The following is a 13985-nucleotide window of genomic DNA, read 5'->3' as shown; positions in this document are numbered from 1 at the left end:
GCTGGCGCGAACTGAGGGGTCGCGCCTCGGACAATGTGTCGGCGATGTGACGCCCGCATGAAACGGTTTGCCGAACATGCGTAGGGTGCAGAGAAGCCATCAGGAGAATCCACCGGGAGCTCAGCGGGAGAATCAACCGGGAGCGGTGCTGCGGTGAGCGGCCGGTGAGCGAGGACGAGCGAAGGAGGGAGCCGGAGCGATGGGCGACCACAAAGAACAGCACCTGCGCGTGGGTGCGGCCGTGCGACGACGTCGCCGGGCGCTGGAACTCACCCTCGCCGTCGTGTCCGAACGCAGCGGCCTGTCGGTGCCCTTCCTGAGCCAGATCGAGAACGACCGGGCCCGGCCGAGCACCGCCTCCCTGGAGAAGCTCGCCGACGCCCTGCGCACCACGGCCGTCGAACTCCTCGCGGCGGCCGACCCGGCGTGCAGCGTCGACGTCGTGCGAGCCGAGGACGTCGAGCGACCCCTCGCGCCGCAGGCGCGATCGCTGGTGCGCGGACATCACCAGATGCACGCCTCGGAGTTCACCGGCGACCATGACGCGGGCCGTGAATTCCAGTACCGCAACGACCGGTTGATGTACGTCGCCGACGGCGGGGTGGAGATCGAGGCGGAGGGCCGCGCCTACCGGCTGGGCCGTGGCGACACCCTCTATCTGACCGGCGGGGTGCGGCATCGCTGGCGGGCCACGGGGCCGGAGACCCGGGTGATCGTGGTCGCCGTCGCCGAGCACATCGAGGCCGTCGAGGACCGGCCCCGCTGATGCGCGTCGTCTCCCTCGTACCGTCCCTGACCGAGGCCGTGGCCGTGTCCCTGCCCGGCGTGCTGGTCGGCGCCACCGACTGGTGCAGTCGTCCGGCGGACCTGGACGTCACCCGGATCGGCGGCACCAAGAACCCCGCGCTGGAGCGGATCGTCGGCCTGCGCCCCGACCTCGTCCTCGCCAACGAGGAGGAGAACCGCGCGCCCGACCTGGCCGCCCTGCGCGCCGCGGGCGTCGAGGTGCTGCTCACCGAGGTGCGTGACGTGCCGCAGGCCTTCGTCGAGCTGGAGCGGGTGCTGCGCGCCTGTGGGGCGGCCGGCCGGCCGCGCTGGCTGGACGAGGCCAGGGCCGCCTGGGCCGCGCCGCTCGCCCTGCCCGCCGGGACCAGTGCCGTGGTGCCGATCTGGCGGCGGCCCTGGATGGTGCTGGGCCGGGACACCTTCGCGGGCGACGTGCTCGCCCGCCTCGGCGTCGGCCATCTCTACGCGGGGCACGCCGAGCGGTATCCGCGCGTCCCCCTGGAGGAGCTGCGGGCCGCGGCCCCGGACGTGGTGGTCCTGCCGGACGAGCCCTACCGCTTCACCGCCGAGGACGGCCCCGAGGCGTTCCCCGGACTGCCCTGCGCGCTCGTCGACGGCCGGCACCTCACCTGGTACGGGCCGTCGCTGGCGACGGCGCCCCGGGTGCTGGGCGAGGCCCTGCGAGCAGCTCTCCGCTGAGCAGTCCCCGTACCGTCCCAGTGGCCGCGGCCGCCCAGGCGGCGAGCAGGACGGCGTAGAGGGCCAGGGCGAGGGCGTCGTAGGCGAGGAGTCCGGTGTGCCGGGCCAGGGACGCGGCGCCCGTGACGCAGGTGCCCACCGGGAAGGTGAACGCCCACCAGGTCATCGCGAAGCCCATCCCGTGCCGCCCGGCCCGTACCACGAGCACGGTGGCAAGGCCCAGCCACAGCAGCGCGAAGCCCATGACGGGGACGCCGTACAGGACCGCGAGCAGCGCGAAGCCGTCGGCGTACGGGGCGGGCACCACGCCCGGAGCCACGTCGGTGAAGTGGCCCACGGCGGTGGTCGACTGGCCCAGCGGGCCGAGCACCAGGAACAGTGTCGGCGTCAGGGCGAGCGGCAGCGGGCCGCCCGTGACCAGACGGGCGAACACCAGCGGCAGCATCAGCAGCGTGGCCAGCAGGCTCAGCCCGAACAGCGCGAAGCAGCCCAGCAGCAGCGTCTCGCGGGCCTGCCCCGGCGGCAGATACGGCACCAGCAGGGGGCCCAGCGCCGCCGACACCATGGGCGCCACCAGCGGCAGCAGCCACACCGGCGTGGCCTGCTCCACGCCCACCCGGTGGCGTACGGCCATCAGGTACGGGACGGCGACGGCCGCGGCCAGCCCCACGGCGGTACCGGCGGTGAACAGCACCACGTCCAGCGCGAGGGCCGCGTTGGGACCTATCCAGTACCGCCCGGCCGTCATCGCACCGCCGCCGACGGCCAGCAGGGCCATCGAGAGGCAGCCGTAGAACGGCACGACGGCCGGGTCGAGGAGGTGGGCGCGGGCCTGGTCACGGTGGTGGCGCCAGTGCAGGGCGCGGGCGGCCAGCAGCACGACGAGCAGCAGGAGGGCGAGCGCCCAGACGGCGGCGCGCAACGGGCGCAGGGCGGGGAGGTCCCCCGGCAGCGCGGTCGCGACGACGGCCGTGCCCATGACGGTGGCGTACCAGTTCGGGCCGAGGTGGCGCAGGGCGGTGGCCGTTCCCGTGCGAGGGGTGGCGGGCTTCCCGGTGCGCGAGGTGGGCGCGGGGGAGAGGGGCTGGGCGGCGGTGACCATGACATCCAGCCTCCGGTCCCCGTGCCGCCTCGACCAGGGGCTATGCCTCTATCACGACATAAGGTGGGGTTATGAGCAGCAGCAAGGGGCGGGACGCGGACGTACGACCGGGCGGGGGGTCGCTGGCGCACCGGGTCCCCGACCTGGGCGCGCTGGAGCTGCTGCTGGCCGTCGCCCGGCTGGGCAGTCTCGGCGCGGCGGCGCGCGAGGTCGGCATCACCCAGCCCGCCGCGAGCAGCCGAATCCGTTCCATGGAACGCCAGCTCGGCGTGGCCCTGGTGGACCGTTCGCCGCGCGGCTCCCGGCTCACGGACGCGGGGGCGCTGGTGACCGACTGGGCGCGGCGGGTGGTGGAGGCGGCCGAGGCCTTCGACGTGGGCGCGCAGGCGCTGCGGGACCGGCGCGACTCCCGGCTCCGGGTCGCCGCGAGCATGACGATCGCTGAGTATCTGCTGCCGGGGTGGCTGCTGGCGCTGCGCGCGCAGCGGCCGGACACCGCGGTGTCGCTGCACGCCGGGAACTCGACGGCCGTGGCGGAGCTGCTGCTGTCCGACGAGGCGGACCTGGGCTTCGTGGAGGGGCTCACGGTGCCGTCGGGACTGGACTCCGTGGTCATCGCCCACGACCAGCTGATCGTGGTGACGTCCCCGAGCCATCCCTGGGCCCGTCGCAGGCGCCCGCTGGAGGCGTCCGAGCTGGCGGCGACGCCGTTGATCCTGCGGGAGAAGGGCTCCGGCACGCGGCAGGTGCTGGACACCGCGCTGGGTGGCCTGGCCCGGCCGCTCATCGAGCTGTCGTCCACCACGGCGGTGAAGGCGTCGGCGGTCAGCGGTGCGGGGCCCGCGGTGCTCAGCGAGCTGGCCGTGCGCGAGGAGCTGGCCATGCGGCGCCTGGTGAGCGTGCCGGTCGACGGCGTCGCCCTGGCCCGCGACCTCCGAGCGGTATGGCCGACAGGCCACCGCCCGGTGGGCCCGGCAAGGGAACTGCTGTCCCTGACGCGGGGGTAGGTGGCGTGGCGGCCGGCTGTCGTGTGTCCGTACGCCGTGGCCGTTCGCGCAGTTCCCCGCGCCCCTGAGAAGGGCGTTGGCCATCCGCCGCTCTGAAGGGGGGCGAGCAGCCGCGTGCGGCGGGGCTTGAGTGGCCTGCGGCCACCCGGTGTCGCGTCGGTTGTCGTGTGTCCGTTCGTCGTGGCCGTTCGCGCAGTTCCCCGCGCCCCTAAGAAGGGCGTTGGCCATCCGCCGCTCTGAAGGGGGGGCGAGCAGCCGCGTGCGGCGTCAGCGCCCTGCCCCCAGCCGTCGGCCGTTGCGTCCCTGAGGGGGCGTTGGCCCACCGCTCCTGAAGGGGCGCGGGGAACTGCGCGAGCGACCACGTACGGCCGCAGCCCGACGACACACCGAGGCACCCCGTTCAACCGCCGGTCAGGCACCCGCGGCCGCGACCAGCGCCCGCATCACCCGAAGGTCCTCGCCCATCTCCGGGTGCCACTGGACGCCGAGGGCCCAGTGCGGGGCGGGCAGCTCGACGGCCTCCACCGTGCCGTCGGGGGCGTGGGCGGAGGGGATCAGGCCGATGCCCAGACGGTCGACGGCCTGGTGGTGGTGGGTCGGGACGTCGGTCTCCTCCGGGACGGTCGCGGCGTACAGCGTGTCCGGGACCGGCTTCACCCGGTGCGTGCCGAAGACGCCCGGCGCCTCGGCATGGCCGTCGATGTGCTGGGTCAGCGTGCCCCCGAGGGCGACATTGAGCAGCTGCATGCCCCGGCAGACGCCGAGCAGGGGCAGGCGCGCGCTCAGCGCGGCGTCGATCAGGGCCAGTTCCCAGGCGTCGCGGGCGTGCGCGGGCGGGCCGGTGCGGGGGTCGCGGCCGGCGCCGTAGCGGGCCGGGTCGACATCGGGGCCGCCCGCGACGACGAGTCCGTCGAGACGGGCGACGGTGGCGGCGGCCAGGTCCGGCTCGTCCGGCGGCAGCATCGCCGCGAGGCCGCCCGCGTGCTGGACGAGACCGGCGTAGCCGGCCGGCAGCAGGGCCGCCGGCAGCTCCCAGACGCCCCAGCGCACGCCGGACTCCAGGTAGGTACTGATCCCGATCAGCGGTCTGTCCGCCATACGCCCTCCCAGGCCGTCAATGGACCGTCCGTGTACCTTTCCGGCGCGGAGCGGGTCAGGTGAGGAATCCTCGCAGCAGTGCCGCCGTCCCCGCGCAGTGCTCGCGCATGATCTCCCGAGCCGCGTCCGCGTCCCCGTCGAGCACCGCCTCGACCAGCGCGGTGTGCTGGCGCTGGGAGTGCTCCAGGTTGCGCACCAGCAGCGGGATGCAGTCGAGCAGGTCGTTCACCGAGGCCCGCACGGCCGCGTACTGGGCCGCCAGCGAGGGGGAGCCGGACAGCTCGGCGAGCGTGAGGTGGAGCAGGGTGTCCAGCCGCCGGTAGCCGCCGAGGGGCGCGTCATGGGTGCGGGCCAGGGCCTCGCGCAGCCGGGCGGCCCGCTCCTCGGTCAGGCCGTGCGTCGCGCACAGTTCGACCGCGCCCGTCTCCAGCACCTCGCGGAAGCGCAGCACGTCCTCGACGTCCACCCCGGCGACCCGGCGCCGCAGCTCGTCCTCGCCGCCGCCGTCGGCGCGGGCCAGCACGAACGTTCCGCCGTAGCGCCCGCGCCGCGACTCCACCAGGCCCTGGTCCTGCAGCACCTTGAGCACCTCGCGCAGGGTCACCCGGCTGATGCCGAGCCGCTCGGCCAGCTCCCGCTCGGCGGGCAGCCGTTCCCCGGCCGGCACCAGGCCCAGCCGCACGACCTGGAGGATCTGCTCCAGGGCCTCCTCGAAGCCGTTGCCCGCGCGCACGGGCCGCAGCACCGGGGTCAGCCCGTCCGCCCCGTCGTCCGTCCGTCCCGGCATCGCCGCGCCCCCTTCCCAAGCAATGGTTCTCCGCAATACCTTATGGCTTCCGGCTGGCCCAAGAAGCCTTAAGGAGGCTTTCCCGTGGCAGACCGCACACCGCCGCTCGGCGTCGAGGAACTGCACGCCCTCGTCGCCGCCGGTGAGATCGACACCGTCGTCCTGGCCTTCCCGGACATGCAGGGGCGGCTCCAGGGCAAGCGGTTCGCCGCGAGATTCTTCCTCGACGAGGTGCTCGCGCACGGCACCGAGGGCTGCAACTACCTCCTCGCCGTCGACGCCGACATGAACACCGTCGACGGCTACGCCATGTCCTCCTGGGACCGCGGCTACGGCGACTTCGCCATGCACCCCGACCTCGCCACCCTGCGCCGCGTGCCCTGGAACCCCGGCACCGCCATGCTCGTCGCCGACCTCGCCTGGGAGGACGGCAGCCCCGTCGCCGCCGCGCCCCGGCAGATCCTGCGCCGCCAGCTCGACCGCCTCGCCGGACACGGCCTCACCGCCCAGGCGGGCACCGAGCTGGAGTTCATCGTCTTCAAGCACACCTACGAACAGGCCTGGGACGCGAACTACCGCGGGCTGACCCCCGCCAACCAGTACAACATCGACTACTCCATCCTCGGCACCGGCCGCATCGAGCCCCTGCTGCGCCGCCTGCGCAACGACATGGCGGGCGCCGGGCTCACCGTCGAGTCCGCCAAGGGCGAGTGCAACCCCGGCCAGCACGAGATCGCCTTCCGCTACGACGAGGCCCTCGTCACGTGCGACCAGCACGCCGTCTACAAGACCGGCGCCAAGGAGATCGCCGCGCAGGAGGGCGTGTCGATCACCTTCATGGCCAAGTACAACGAGCGCGAGGGCAACTCCTGCCACATCCACCTGTCGCTGACGGACGCGGACGGCGACAACGTCTTCGCCTCCCCGGCCGGCATGTCCGAGGTGATGCGCCACTTCCTCGCCGGACAGCTCGCCGCGCTGCGCGACTTCTCGCTGCTGTACGCGCCGAACATCAACTCCTACAAGCGGTTCCAGCCCGGCTCCTTCGCGCCGACCGCCGTCGCCTGGGGCCACGACAACCGCACCTGCGCCCTGCGCGTCGTCGGCCACGGCCGCTCGCTGCGCTTCGAGAACCGCCTCCCCGGCGGCGACGTCAACCCGCACCTCGCGGTCGCAGGCATGGTGGCGGCGGGTCTGTACGGCATCGAGCACAAGCTCCAGCTGCCCGAGCCCTGCCCCGGCAACGCCTACACCGCCGACTACGAGCACGTCCCCACGACCCTGCGCGAGGCAGCCGAGCTCTGGGAGAACAGCCCCCTGGCCAAGGCCGCGTTCGGCGACGAGGTCGTCGCGCACTACCGCAACATGGCGCGCGTCGAGGTGGAGGCCTTCGACGCGGCGGTCACCGACTGGGAGCTGAGGCGCTCCTTCGAACGCATGTGAGGCCCTTCTTGTCAGACTTGTCCGATCAACTTCAGGTGCTCAACCCGGCCACCGAGGACGTCGTCGCCACCGTCGGCGCCGCGAGCCCCGCCGACGTGGACGCCGCCGTCACCCGGGCCGCCGCCGCGCAGGTGAGGTGGGCCGCCCTCGCCCCCGCCGACCGCGCCCGGCTGCTGCGCCGCTTCGCCGTCGTCGTCGACGAACACCGCGAGGAACTCGCCCGGCTGGAGGTCCGCGAGGCCGGGCACACCATCGGCAACGCCCGCTGGGAGGCGGGCAACGTCCGTGACCTGCTGGACTACGCGGCCGGGGGAGTGGAGCGGCTGACCGGCCGGCAGATCCCGGTGGCCGGGGGCCTGGACGTCACCTTCCTCGAACCGCTCGGCGTGGTGGGCGTCATCGCCCCCTGGAACTTCCCCCTGCCGATCGCCGCCTGGGGCACCGCCCCCGCCCTCGCCGCCGGCAACGCGGTCCTGCTCAAGCCCGCCGAGACGACCCCGCTGACCGCCCTGCGCCTCGCCGAACTGGCCCTCGCGGCCGGACTCCCCGAAGGCCTCTTCCAGGTGCTGCCCGGCCACGGCCCGGTCACCGGGAACGCCCTCGTCGAGCACCCCGGCGTCGCGAAGATCGTCTTCACCGGATCGACCGCCGTGGGACAGCGGGTGCTGGCGAAGGGCTCCGCCCTGCTCAAGCGCGTCACCCTCGAACTCGGCGGCAAGAGCCCCAACATCGTCTTCGCCGACGCCGACCTCGAGGCCGCCGTCGACCCGTTGTCCTTCGTCGACAACTCCGGCCAGGACTGCTGCGCCCGCACCCGCATCCTCGTCCAGGAACCCGTCCACGACGAGGTCCGCGCCCTGCTCGCGGACGCCCTCGCCGCCGTGGTCGTCGGGGACCCGGCCGACGAGAAGACCCAGATGGGCCCGCTGATCTCGCGCCGCCAGCTGGACCGCGTCCGCTCCTACGTCCCCGACGACGCTCCCGCTCTGCGCGGCAGCGCGCCCGACGGGCCCGGCTTCTGGTTCCCGCCGACCGTGCTCACCGGCGAGCGGCCAGACTCCGCCGCGGTCCGCGAAGAGATCTTCGGTCCGGTCGCCGTCCTGCTGCCGTTCACCGACGAGGAGGACGCGATCCGTCTCGCCAACGACACCTCCTACGGACTGTCGGGCTCGCTGTGGACCCGGGACCTCGGCCGAGCCCTGCGCGTCGCGCGCGCCGTCCGCGCGGGCAACCTGTCCGTCAACTCCCACTCCAGCGTCCGCTACTCGACCCCGTTCGGCGGGTTCAAGCAGTCCGGCATCGGACGCGAACTGGGCCCGGACGCCCTGACCGCCTTCACCGAGACCAAGAACGTCTTCATCAGCACGGAGGGCCCCGCACAGTGACCGAAGACACCCAGGACGCCGTCTGCCGCCGCCTCGTCGGCCGTACCGCCGTCGTCACCGGAGCCGGCAGCGGCATCGGCCTCGCCACCGCCCGCCGCCTCGCCTCCGAGGGCGCCCACGTCGTCTGCGCGGACGTCGACGAACCCCGCGGCAAGGCGGCCGCCGAGGAGACCGGCGGACTGTTCGTCAAGGTCGACGTCACCGACCCCGAGCAGGTCGAGGCGCTGTTCAGAACGGCGTACGACACCTACGGCAGCGTGGACATCGCCTTCAACAACGCCGGTATCTCCCCGCCCGACGACGACTCCATCCTGGAGACCGGCCTGGAGGCCTGGAAGCGCGTCCAGGAGGTCAACCTCACCTCCGTCTACCTGTGCTGCAAGGCCGCCCTGCCCTATATGCGCCGCCAGGGCAAGGGCTCCATCATCAACACCGCGTCCTTCGTCGCCAGGATGGGCGCCGCCACCTCCCAGATCTCCTACACCGCCTCCAAGGGCGGCGTCCTCGCCATGTCCCGCGAACTGGGCGTGCAGTTCGCCCGCGAGGGCATCCGGGTCAACGCCCTGTGCCCGGGGCCGGTCAACACCCCGCTGCTCCAGGAACTGTTCGCCAAGGACCCCGAGCGGGCCGCGCGCCGCCTGGTGCACATCCCGCTCGGCCGGTTCGCCGAGGCCGAGGAGATCGCCGCCGCCGTCGCCTTCCTCGCCAGCGACGACTCCTCCTTCGTCAACGCCACCGACTTCCTGGTCGACGGCGGGATCTCGGGGGCGTATGTCACACCGCTGTAGGCCACGTCCTACAGTGCCGGGGTGAGCATGTCACCTCCGCCCGGCTGGTACCCCGACCCGCACGCCCCGCACCTGGAGCGATGGTGGGACGGGGCCGCCTGGACCGAACACCGGCGCGGCCCCGAGGCCTCGGGGCCGCCGGTGCCCGTCGCCCCGCCCGCCGGACCGGGGCGGGCCAAGGCCGTGGCGCTGACGGTGGCGGGCGCGGTCCTGGTCGCCGCGATCACCACCGGCGCGATCCTCCTCCGCGGCGACGACGAGCCCGACACCCCGGCCGACCCGGTGCCCACCACGTACTTCACGGCCGCGCCGACGACGAGCGCGCCGCCGTCCCCCACCGCCGAGGACTCCACCGACCCGTCCGTCGTCGTCGACCAGCTGAGCGGCATCACCTTCCCCCTGCCCGAGGGCTGGGTGCGGCCCGAGCACATCACCGACAACACCGTCGTGATGACCACCGACGGCATCTACGACTGCCCCGGCGACTACGGCCTGTGCCGCCGCGGACTGGTCAGCTCCCGCACGGTCGCCTCCGACGGCGAGACCTCCGAGGAACTGGCCCTGGCCGACATCGCGGAGGCCGCCGACACCGCCTACGACCGCAACGCGATCGGCCAGCGGCCCTTCGGCGGCATGGAGTCCCACCGCCAGGTCGCGGCCGGCCCGGTCGCCGTGGCCGGACGGGCCGGGTACTTCGTGCGCTGGCGCGTGACGACGGCGAAGGGTCCCGGCGGATACGTGCAGTCGCTGGCCTTCCCCGCCGGTGTCGGCGTGGAGTCACCGGTCGTCGTCCGCTTCGTCTTCGACGCCGGCGAGGAGGGCCCGCCGCTCACCGACATGGACCTGATCACCGACGGCATCCGCCCGGTCGGCGACGCGGACACCGGCGGCGGAGTGGGCTCCGGCGTGGGCCCGAGCGACTGACCGACCGACTGACCGACTAGAGGAACGTACGGCCCTCGCCCCGGTACGTCGGCACGGTCGCCGTCACCCGGTCGCCCTCCACCAGGTGCAGCGTCTCGAACCGCTCGCACAGCTCACCGGCCTTCGCGTGCCGGAACCACACCTTGTCGCCGATCAGCAGATCGTCCGCCGGGGCCCCGAGCAGCGGGGTCTGCACCTCGCCCGCACCCTCCTGCGGGTCGTAGCGCAGCCCCTCGGGCAGATACGGCACCGGCGACCGGTCAGGGCCCGCCGCGCCCGAGGCCGGATACCCGCCCCCGAGGACGGTCACGATCCCCACGCCCGGCCTGCGGACGACCGGCTGGGCGAACAGCGCGGCCGGACGCCCGCTGAACGACGTGTAGTTGTCGAACAGCCGCGGCACGTACAGCCCCGACCCCGCCGCGATCTCGGTGACCGCGTCCTCGGCGGCCGTGTGCTGCACACTGCCCGTGCCACCGCCGTTGACGAACTCCAGCTCCGGCGCGACCTCACGCACCGCGCGCACCGCCACGGCCCTGCGCTCGGCCAGCTCACGGCGGGCCGCGGCCTGCATCAGCCGGATCGCCCGCGACCGCAGCGGCCGCCCGGTCACCGCGTCCCCGACGCCCGCGACATGACCCTCGTACGCCATGATCCCGACGAGCCGGAAACCCGGACGCCGGGTCACCGACCGTGCCAGTTCGGCGAGTTGGGCGGGGGAGTGGCGCGGGGAGCGCAGCGCGCCGACCCGCACCCGGCCGCCCAGCAGCTTCAGGGACGTGTCCAACTCGATGCAGACCCGCACCACTTCACGTCCGCCCGCCCGCGCGGCGTCGATCAGATCGAGCTGCGCCGGATCGTCCACCATCACCGTCACCGCGGCGGCCAGCTTCGGATCGGCCGCCAGCTCCGCGAAACCGGCCCGGTCGGCCGACGGATAGGCCAGCAGCACGTCCTCGAAACCGGAACGGGCCAGCCACAGCGACTCGGCGAGGGTGTACGACATGATCCCCGCGAAGCCGTCCCGGGCCAGCACCCGTTCCAGCAGGGCCCGGCAGCGGACGGACTTGCTCGCGACCCTGACCGGTTTCCCGCCCGCCCGGCGGACCAGATCGTCCGCGTTGGCGTCGAAGGCTTCCAGATCCACGATCGCGACGGGGGCGTCGAGGTGGGCGGTGGCCCGGTCGTAACGGGCCCGGTCAGCGGCACGCGCAGTCATGAGCGCAGCCTGCCAGACAGGATTACCGCGGGGTAGGGGGACGATCCGGGCAGATGTCTCCGGCTGGCGGGACCGGTTCCCCCAAGGCGCCGGTCAACCCGTAGAGTGACGCGCACGCACGCAGCGACGACACCGTCCGGACCGCCCGCGAGGGACCGCCAGCAGGGGCCGGCACGGCACGACGAAACGGGGGGTGCATGAGCACGGAAGCGCGACGCGCCCCCGTCCCCCCACGCCCCGCCACCCCACCGATGCCGACCTCACCCCCCATGCCCACGGACCCCCCACCGCGCCCCGCCGCGCAGCCCGACCGCACCTCCGCCGAGCCCGCCGCCGACCCGTCGGCCCCCGCCGCCCGCGGCGGTGCCGCTCCGGCGCCGCGTCCGTCCGCCGGGCCCCGCGACCAGGGCGGTGACGGCCCCGGCGCCGTTCGGCCGCGTTTCCCGAGCCTGCACTCCCGGCCCCGCCCGGACGCCGCCGTGACGTCCCGGCCCGGCCCGCCGCCGCCCGCCGCCTCGGCCCGCTTCCCGGACATCCCGCCGCGGCCCGGCGCCGCGACCGGCGAGACGCGCGAGGAGACCACCACCCGGCTGCGCCCGGTCCCGGCCCAGCCCCCCGCGGCCCAGGTCCCCGCCCCGCCCCGGCCCTGGAGCGCCCCCTCGGCCCCGGTCCCCGAACCGGCACCCGCCCCGTCCCCCGCCTGGGCCGCCCCCGCCCCACGGCCCGTGGTCACCTTCGGCCTGCCCGAGATGGTCGACGACCGCCCGCGCGCCCCCCGGGGCCCGGCGCGCACCGTCGCCGCGGCGGCCTGCGTCGTCCTGGGACTCGGCCTCATCGGCGGTGCCGTGGCCGGCAGCTGGCTGGTCGGCAGCTCTGCCGAGGAGCGCGAGCGCAGCACCTTCACGGCCGCGGGCGACCTCTGGCACAACGTGCCCGTCGACCGCCTCTTCCCGGCCACCGTCCAGGGCACCGGTGCCGGCCCCGGCGGGGCCGACCGCACCTGGATCCGGATCGCCGTCGCCCCCGACTCCGGATGCGCCGAGGCCTTCGACCCGCTGCTGCGCAAGGCGCTCGCGCCCGTGGGCTGCGAACGGCTGCTGCGCGCCACCTACACCGACGCCACACAGAGCCATGTCACCACCGTCGGCCTGCTGTTCACCGACGCCGACGCGAGCGCCATGCGCTCCCTGGACCGCCGCTTCGACAACGAGGACCTGGACGAGCGCACCGATCTGATGCCCCGCCCCTACGCCGCCGAGGGCACGGTCGCCGCGCGCTTCGGCGTCCGCCAGCGTGCCTCCTGGACCGTCTCGGTGCTCACCGACGCCCCGGTCGTCGTCTACGCCGTCTCCGGCTGGGCCGACGCCCGTACGGTCGACGACCCCGAGCCGGCCGGCGACGCCATCCGCGCCGACGCGGCCGAGGCCCCCGCCCAGGCCGGACTCGGCCACGAGGCGCAGGGCCTGGCCGACCGCATCGAGCGAGGCCTGCGCAAGGACGTCGCCCGCGCCACGGAGCAGCCGTCATGACCGCGCGCGGGACCGTCAGGGCCGCGCTGCTCGGCGGCCTCCTCGCCGCCTCCCTCGCGCTGGTGCCCCCCACGGCCGCGCACGCGGACGTCATACGTGCCTCGCAGTGGGCCCTCGAGGCCATGCACACCGAGGAGGCCTGGCGGACCACCAAGGGCGAGGGCATCACCGTCGCCGTGCTGGACACGGGCGTGGACTCCAGCCACCCCGACCTCGTCGGCAGTGTGCTGCCCACCAAGGACATGGTCGGCTTCGGCGCGGGCAAGGGCGACCGCGCCTGGGCCCGGCACGGCACCGCCATGGCCGGCATCATCGCGGGCCACGGACACGGCCCCGACGGCGGTGACGGCGTCCTGGGCATCGCCCCTGGCGCCAAGATCCTTCCGGTGCGCGTGATCCTGGAGGACGGCGACGCCTCCCGCGGCAAGGCCCGCAAGACCCGCGGCAACGCCCTCGCCGACGGCATCCGCTGGGCCGCCGACCACGGCGCCGACGTCATCAACCTCTCCCTCGGCGACGACTCCAAGTCCGCCCACCCCGAACCCGCCGAGGACGAGGCCGTCCAGTACGCCCTGAAGAAGGGCTCCGTCGTGGTCGCCTCCGCGGGCAACGGCGGCGAGAAGGGCGACCACATCTCCTACCCGGCCGCCTACCCGGGTGTCATCGCCGCGACCGCCGTCGACAAGTTCGGCACCCGCGCCTCCTTCTCCACCCGCCGCTGGTACGCCACCGTCAGCGCCCCCGGGGTCGACGTGATCATCGCCGACCCCGACCGCAAGTACTACGAGGGCTGGGGCACCAGCGCCGCAGCCGCCTTCGTCTCCGGCGCGGCCGCTCTGGTCAAGTCCGCCCACCCCGGCCTGACCCCGGCCCAGATCAAGAAGCTCCTCCAGGACACCGCCCGCAACGCCCCGGAGGGCGGCCGCGACGACTCCCGCGGCTTCGGCTTCGTCGACCCGGCCGCAGCCATCGAACAGGCGGCCCGCCTGAAGCCGGAAGGCCTCAGCTCGGCGGCCTACGCCAAGAAGTACTTCGGCGACGGCCCCGACACCCCCGGCCCCACCACCTCCACCGCCACCTGGGCAGCCCCCCTCGCAGCCACCACAGGCGCCCTCCTCCTCACCACAGCAGTACTCCTCTGGCGAACCCGCAGAAGAACCCCCTAGAAAAAGGGCCGCGGAGAACGACGCCCCAGCTTCAAGGGGCGCGGGAAACCGC

Annotated in this window: 13 protein-coding genes; 9 read left to right on the top strand and 4 right to left on the bottom strand. The window is 74.3% G+C overall.

The window, feature by feature from the left end; genetic code table 11:
* Window positions 1-199: 199 nt before the first annotated feature.
* Together ACZ6SQ_RS03340 and ACZ6SQ_RS03335 are read left to right on the top strand one after the other, a co-directional pair.
* Entirely contained in the window at window positions 200-766 is a 567-nt protein-coding gene (locus ACZ6SQ_RS03340; RefSeq protein ID WP_469556234.1) for a helix-turn-helix domain-containing protein, read from the top strand.
* On the top strand, window positions 766-1485 hold the full coding sequence (locus ACZ6SQ_RS03335) for a helical backbone metal receptor (RefSeq protein WP_469556232.1): 720 nt from the start codon (window positions 766-768) through the stop codon (window positions 1483-1485). Before ACZ6SQ_RS03340 ends, ACZ6SQ_RS03335 begins: the two co-directional genes overlap by 1 nt.
* Here the strand turns inward: ACZ6SQ_RS03335 and ACZ6SQ_RS03330 are convergent.
* Window positions 1412-2587, bottom strand: coding sequence for a TDT family transporter (locus ACZ6SQ_RS03330; protein WP_469556229.1), 1176 nt, complete (start codon window positions 2585-2587; stop codon window positions 1412-1414). The two genes, ACZ6SQ_RS03335 and ACZ6SQ_RS03330, sit on opposite strands and share 74 nt — an antisense overlap.
* 71 nt (window positions 2588-2658) lie before the next feature.
* On the opposite strand from ACZ6SQ_RS03330, the gene ACZ6SQ_RS03325 reads away from it, so the two are divergent.
* Window positions 2659-3594, top strand: coding sequence for a LysR family transcriptional regulator (locus ACZ6SQ_RS03325; RefSeq protein ID WP_386377120.1), 936 nt, complete (start codon window positions 2659-2661; stop codon window positions 3592-3594).
* A gap of 411 nt (window positions 3595-4005) precedes the next feature.
* Here the strand turns inward: ACZ6SQ_RS03325 and ACZ6SQ_RS03320 are convergent, their stop codons facing one another.
* Complete coding sequence (locus tag ACZ6SQ_RS03320) at window positions 4006-4692, bottom strand: gamma-glutamyl-gamma-aminobutyrate hydrolase family protein (protein ID WP_469556227.1); 687 nt, start codon at window positions 4690-4692, stop codon at window positions 4006-4008.
* Window positions 4693-4747: 55 nt separating this feature from the next.
* Window positions 4748-5479 carry a FadR/GntR family transcriptional regulator gene (locus ACZ6SQ_RS03315; RefSeq protein ID WP_469556225.1) on the bottom strand — a complete coding sequence of 244 codons (732 nt, stop codon included), beginning with the start codon at window positions 5477-5479 and terminating at the stop codon, window positions 4748-4750.
* Between the two features lie 84 nt (window positions 5480-5563).
* Between ACZ6SQ_RS03315 and ACZ6SQ_RS03310 the strand changes: the two genes are divergently transcribed.
* Genes ACZ6SQ_RS03310 through ACZ6SQ_RS03295 form a run of 4 tightly spaced genes read left to right on the top strand, consistent with a single transcriptional unit; the run spans window position 5564 to window position 10019 of the window.
* Complete coding sequence (locus ACZ6SQ_RS03310) at window positions 5564-6922, top strand: glutamine synthetase family protein (protein WP_469556223.1); 1359 nt, start codon at window positions 5564-5566, stop codon at window positions 6920-6922.
* 17 nt (window positions 6923-6939) lie between these two features.
* On the top strand, window positions 6940-8307 hold the full coding sequence (locus tag ACZ6SQ_RS03305; RefSeq protein WP_469556220.1) for an aldehyde dehydrogenase family protein: 1368 nt from the start codon (window positions 6940-6942) through the stop codon (window positions 8305-8307).
* Complete coding sequence (locus ACZ6SQ_RS03300) at window positions 8304-9095, top strand: 3-oxoacyl-ACP reductase (RefSeq protein WP_386377127.1); 792 nt, start codon at window positions 8304-8306, stop codon at window positions 9093-9095. Before ACZ6SQ_RS03305 ends, ACZ6SQ_RS03300 begins: the two co-directional genes overlap by 4 nt.
* Before the next feature lie 27 nt (window positions 9096-9122).
* Window positions 9123-10019: a DUF2510 domain-containing protein gene (locus ACZ6SQ_RS03295; protein ID WP_469556613.1), complete on the top strand. Its 897-nt coding sequence runs from the start codon at window positions 9123-9125 to the stop codon at window positions 10017-10019.
* A gap of 16 nt (window positions 10020-10035) precedes the next feature.
* On the opposite strand, the gene ACZ6SQ_RS03290 is transcribed toward ACZ6SQ_RS03295, so the two are convergent.
* The gene (locus ACZ6SQ_RS03290) at window positions 10036-11238 is read right to left on the bottom strand and encodes an amino acid deaminase/aldolase (protein WP_469556217.1); all 1203 of its coding nucleotides are present in this window, start codon (window positions 11236-11238) and stop codon (window positions 10036-10038) included.
* 269 nt (window positions 11239-11507) lie between these two features.
* Here ACZ6SQ_RS03290 and ACZ6SQ_RS03285 point away from each other — a divergent pair, with 269 nt between their 5' ends.
* The gene (locus ACZ6SQ_RS03285) at window positions 11508-12767 is read left to right on the top strand and encodes a hypothetical protein (protein WP_469556215.1); all 1260 of its coding nucleotides are present in this window, start codon (window positions 11508-11510) and stop codon (window positions 12765-12767) included.
* Window positions 12764-13933, top strand: a complete 1170-nt coding sequence (gene mycP, locus ACZ6SQ_RS03280) for a type VII secretion-associated serine protease mycosin (RefSeq protein ID WP_469556211.1) — start codon at window positions 12764-12766, stop codon at window positions 13931-13933. The genes ACZ6SQ_RS03285 and mycP overlap by 4 nt, the downstream gene beginning before the upstream one ends.
* The last annotated feature ends 52 nt before the right edge of the window (window positions 13934-13985 follow it).

This window comes from Streptomyces sp. NPDC048600, from assembly GCF_055587025.1.
Note: the sequence above shows the minus strand (reverse complement) of the source record. Positions and strands in the feature narration are given on the sequence as shown.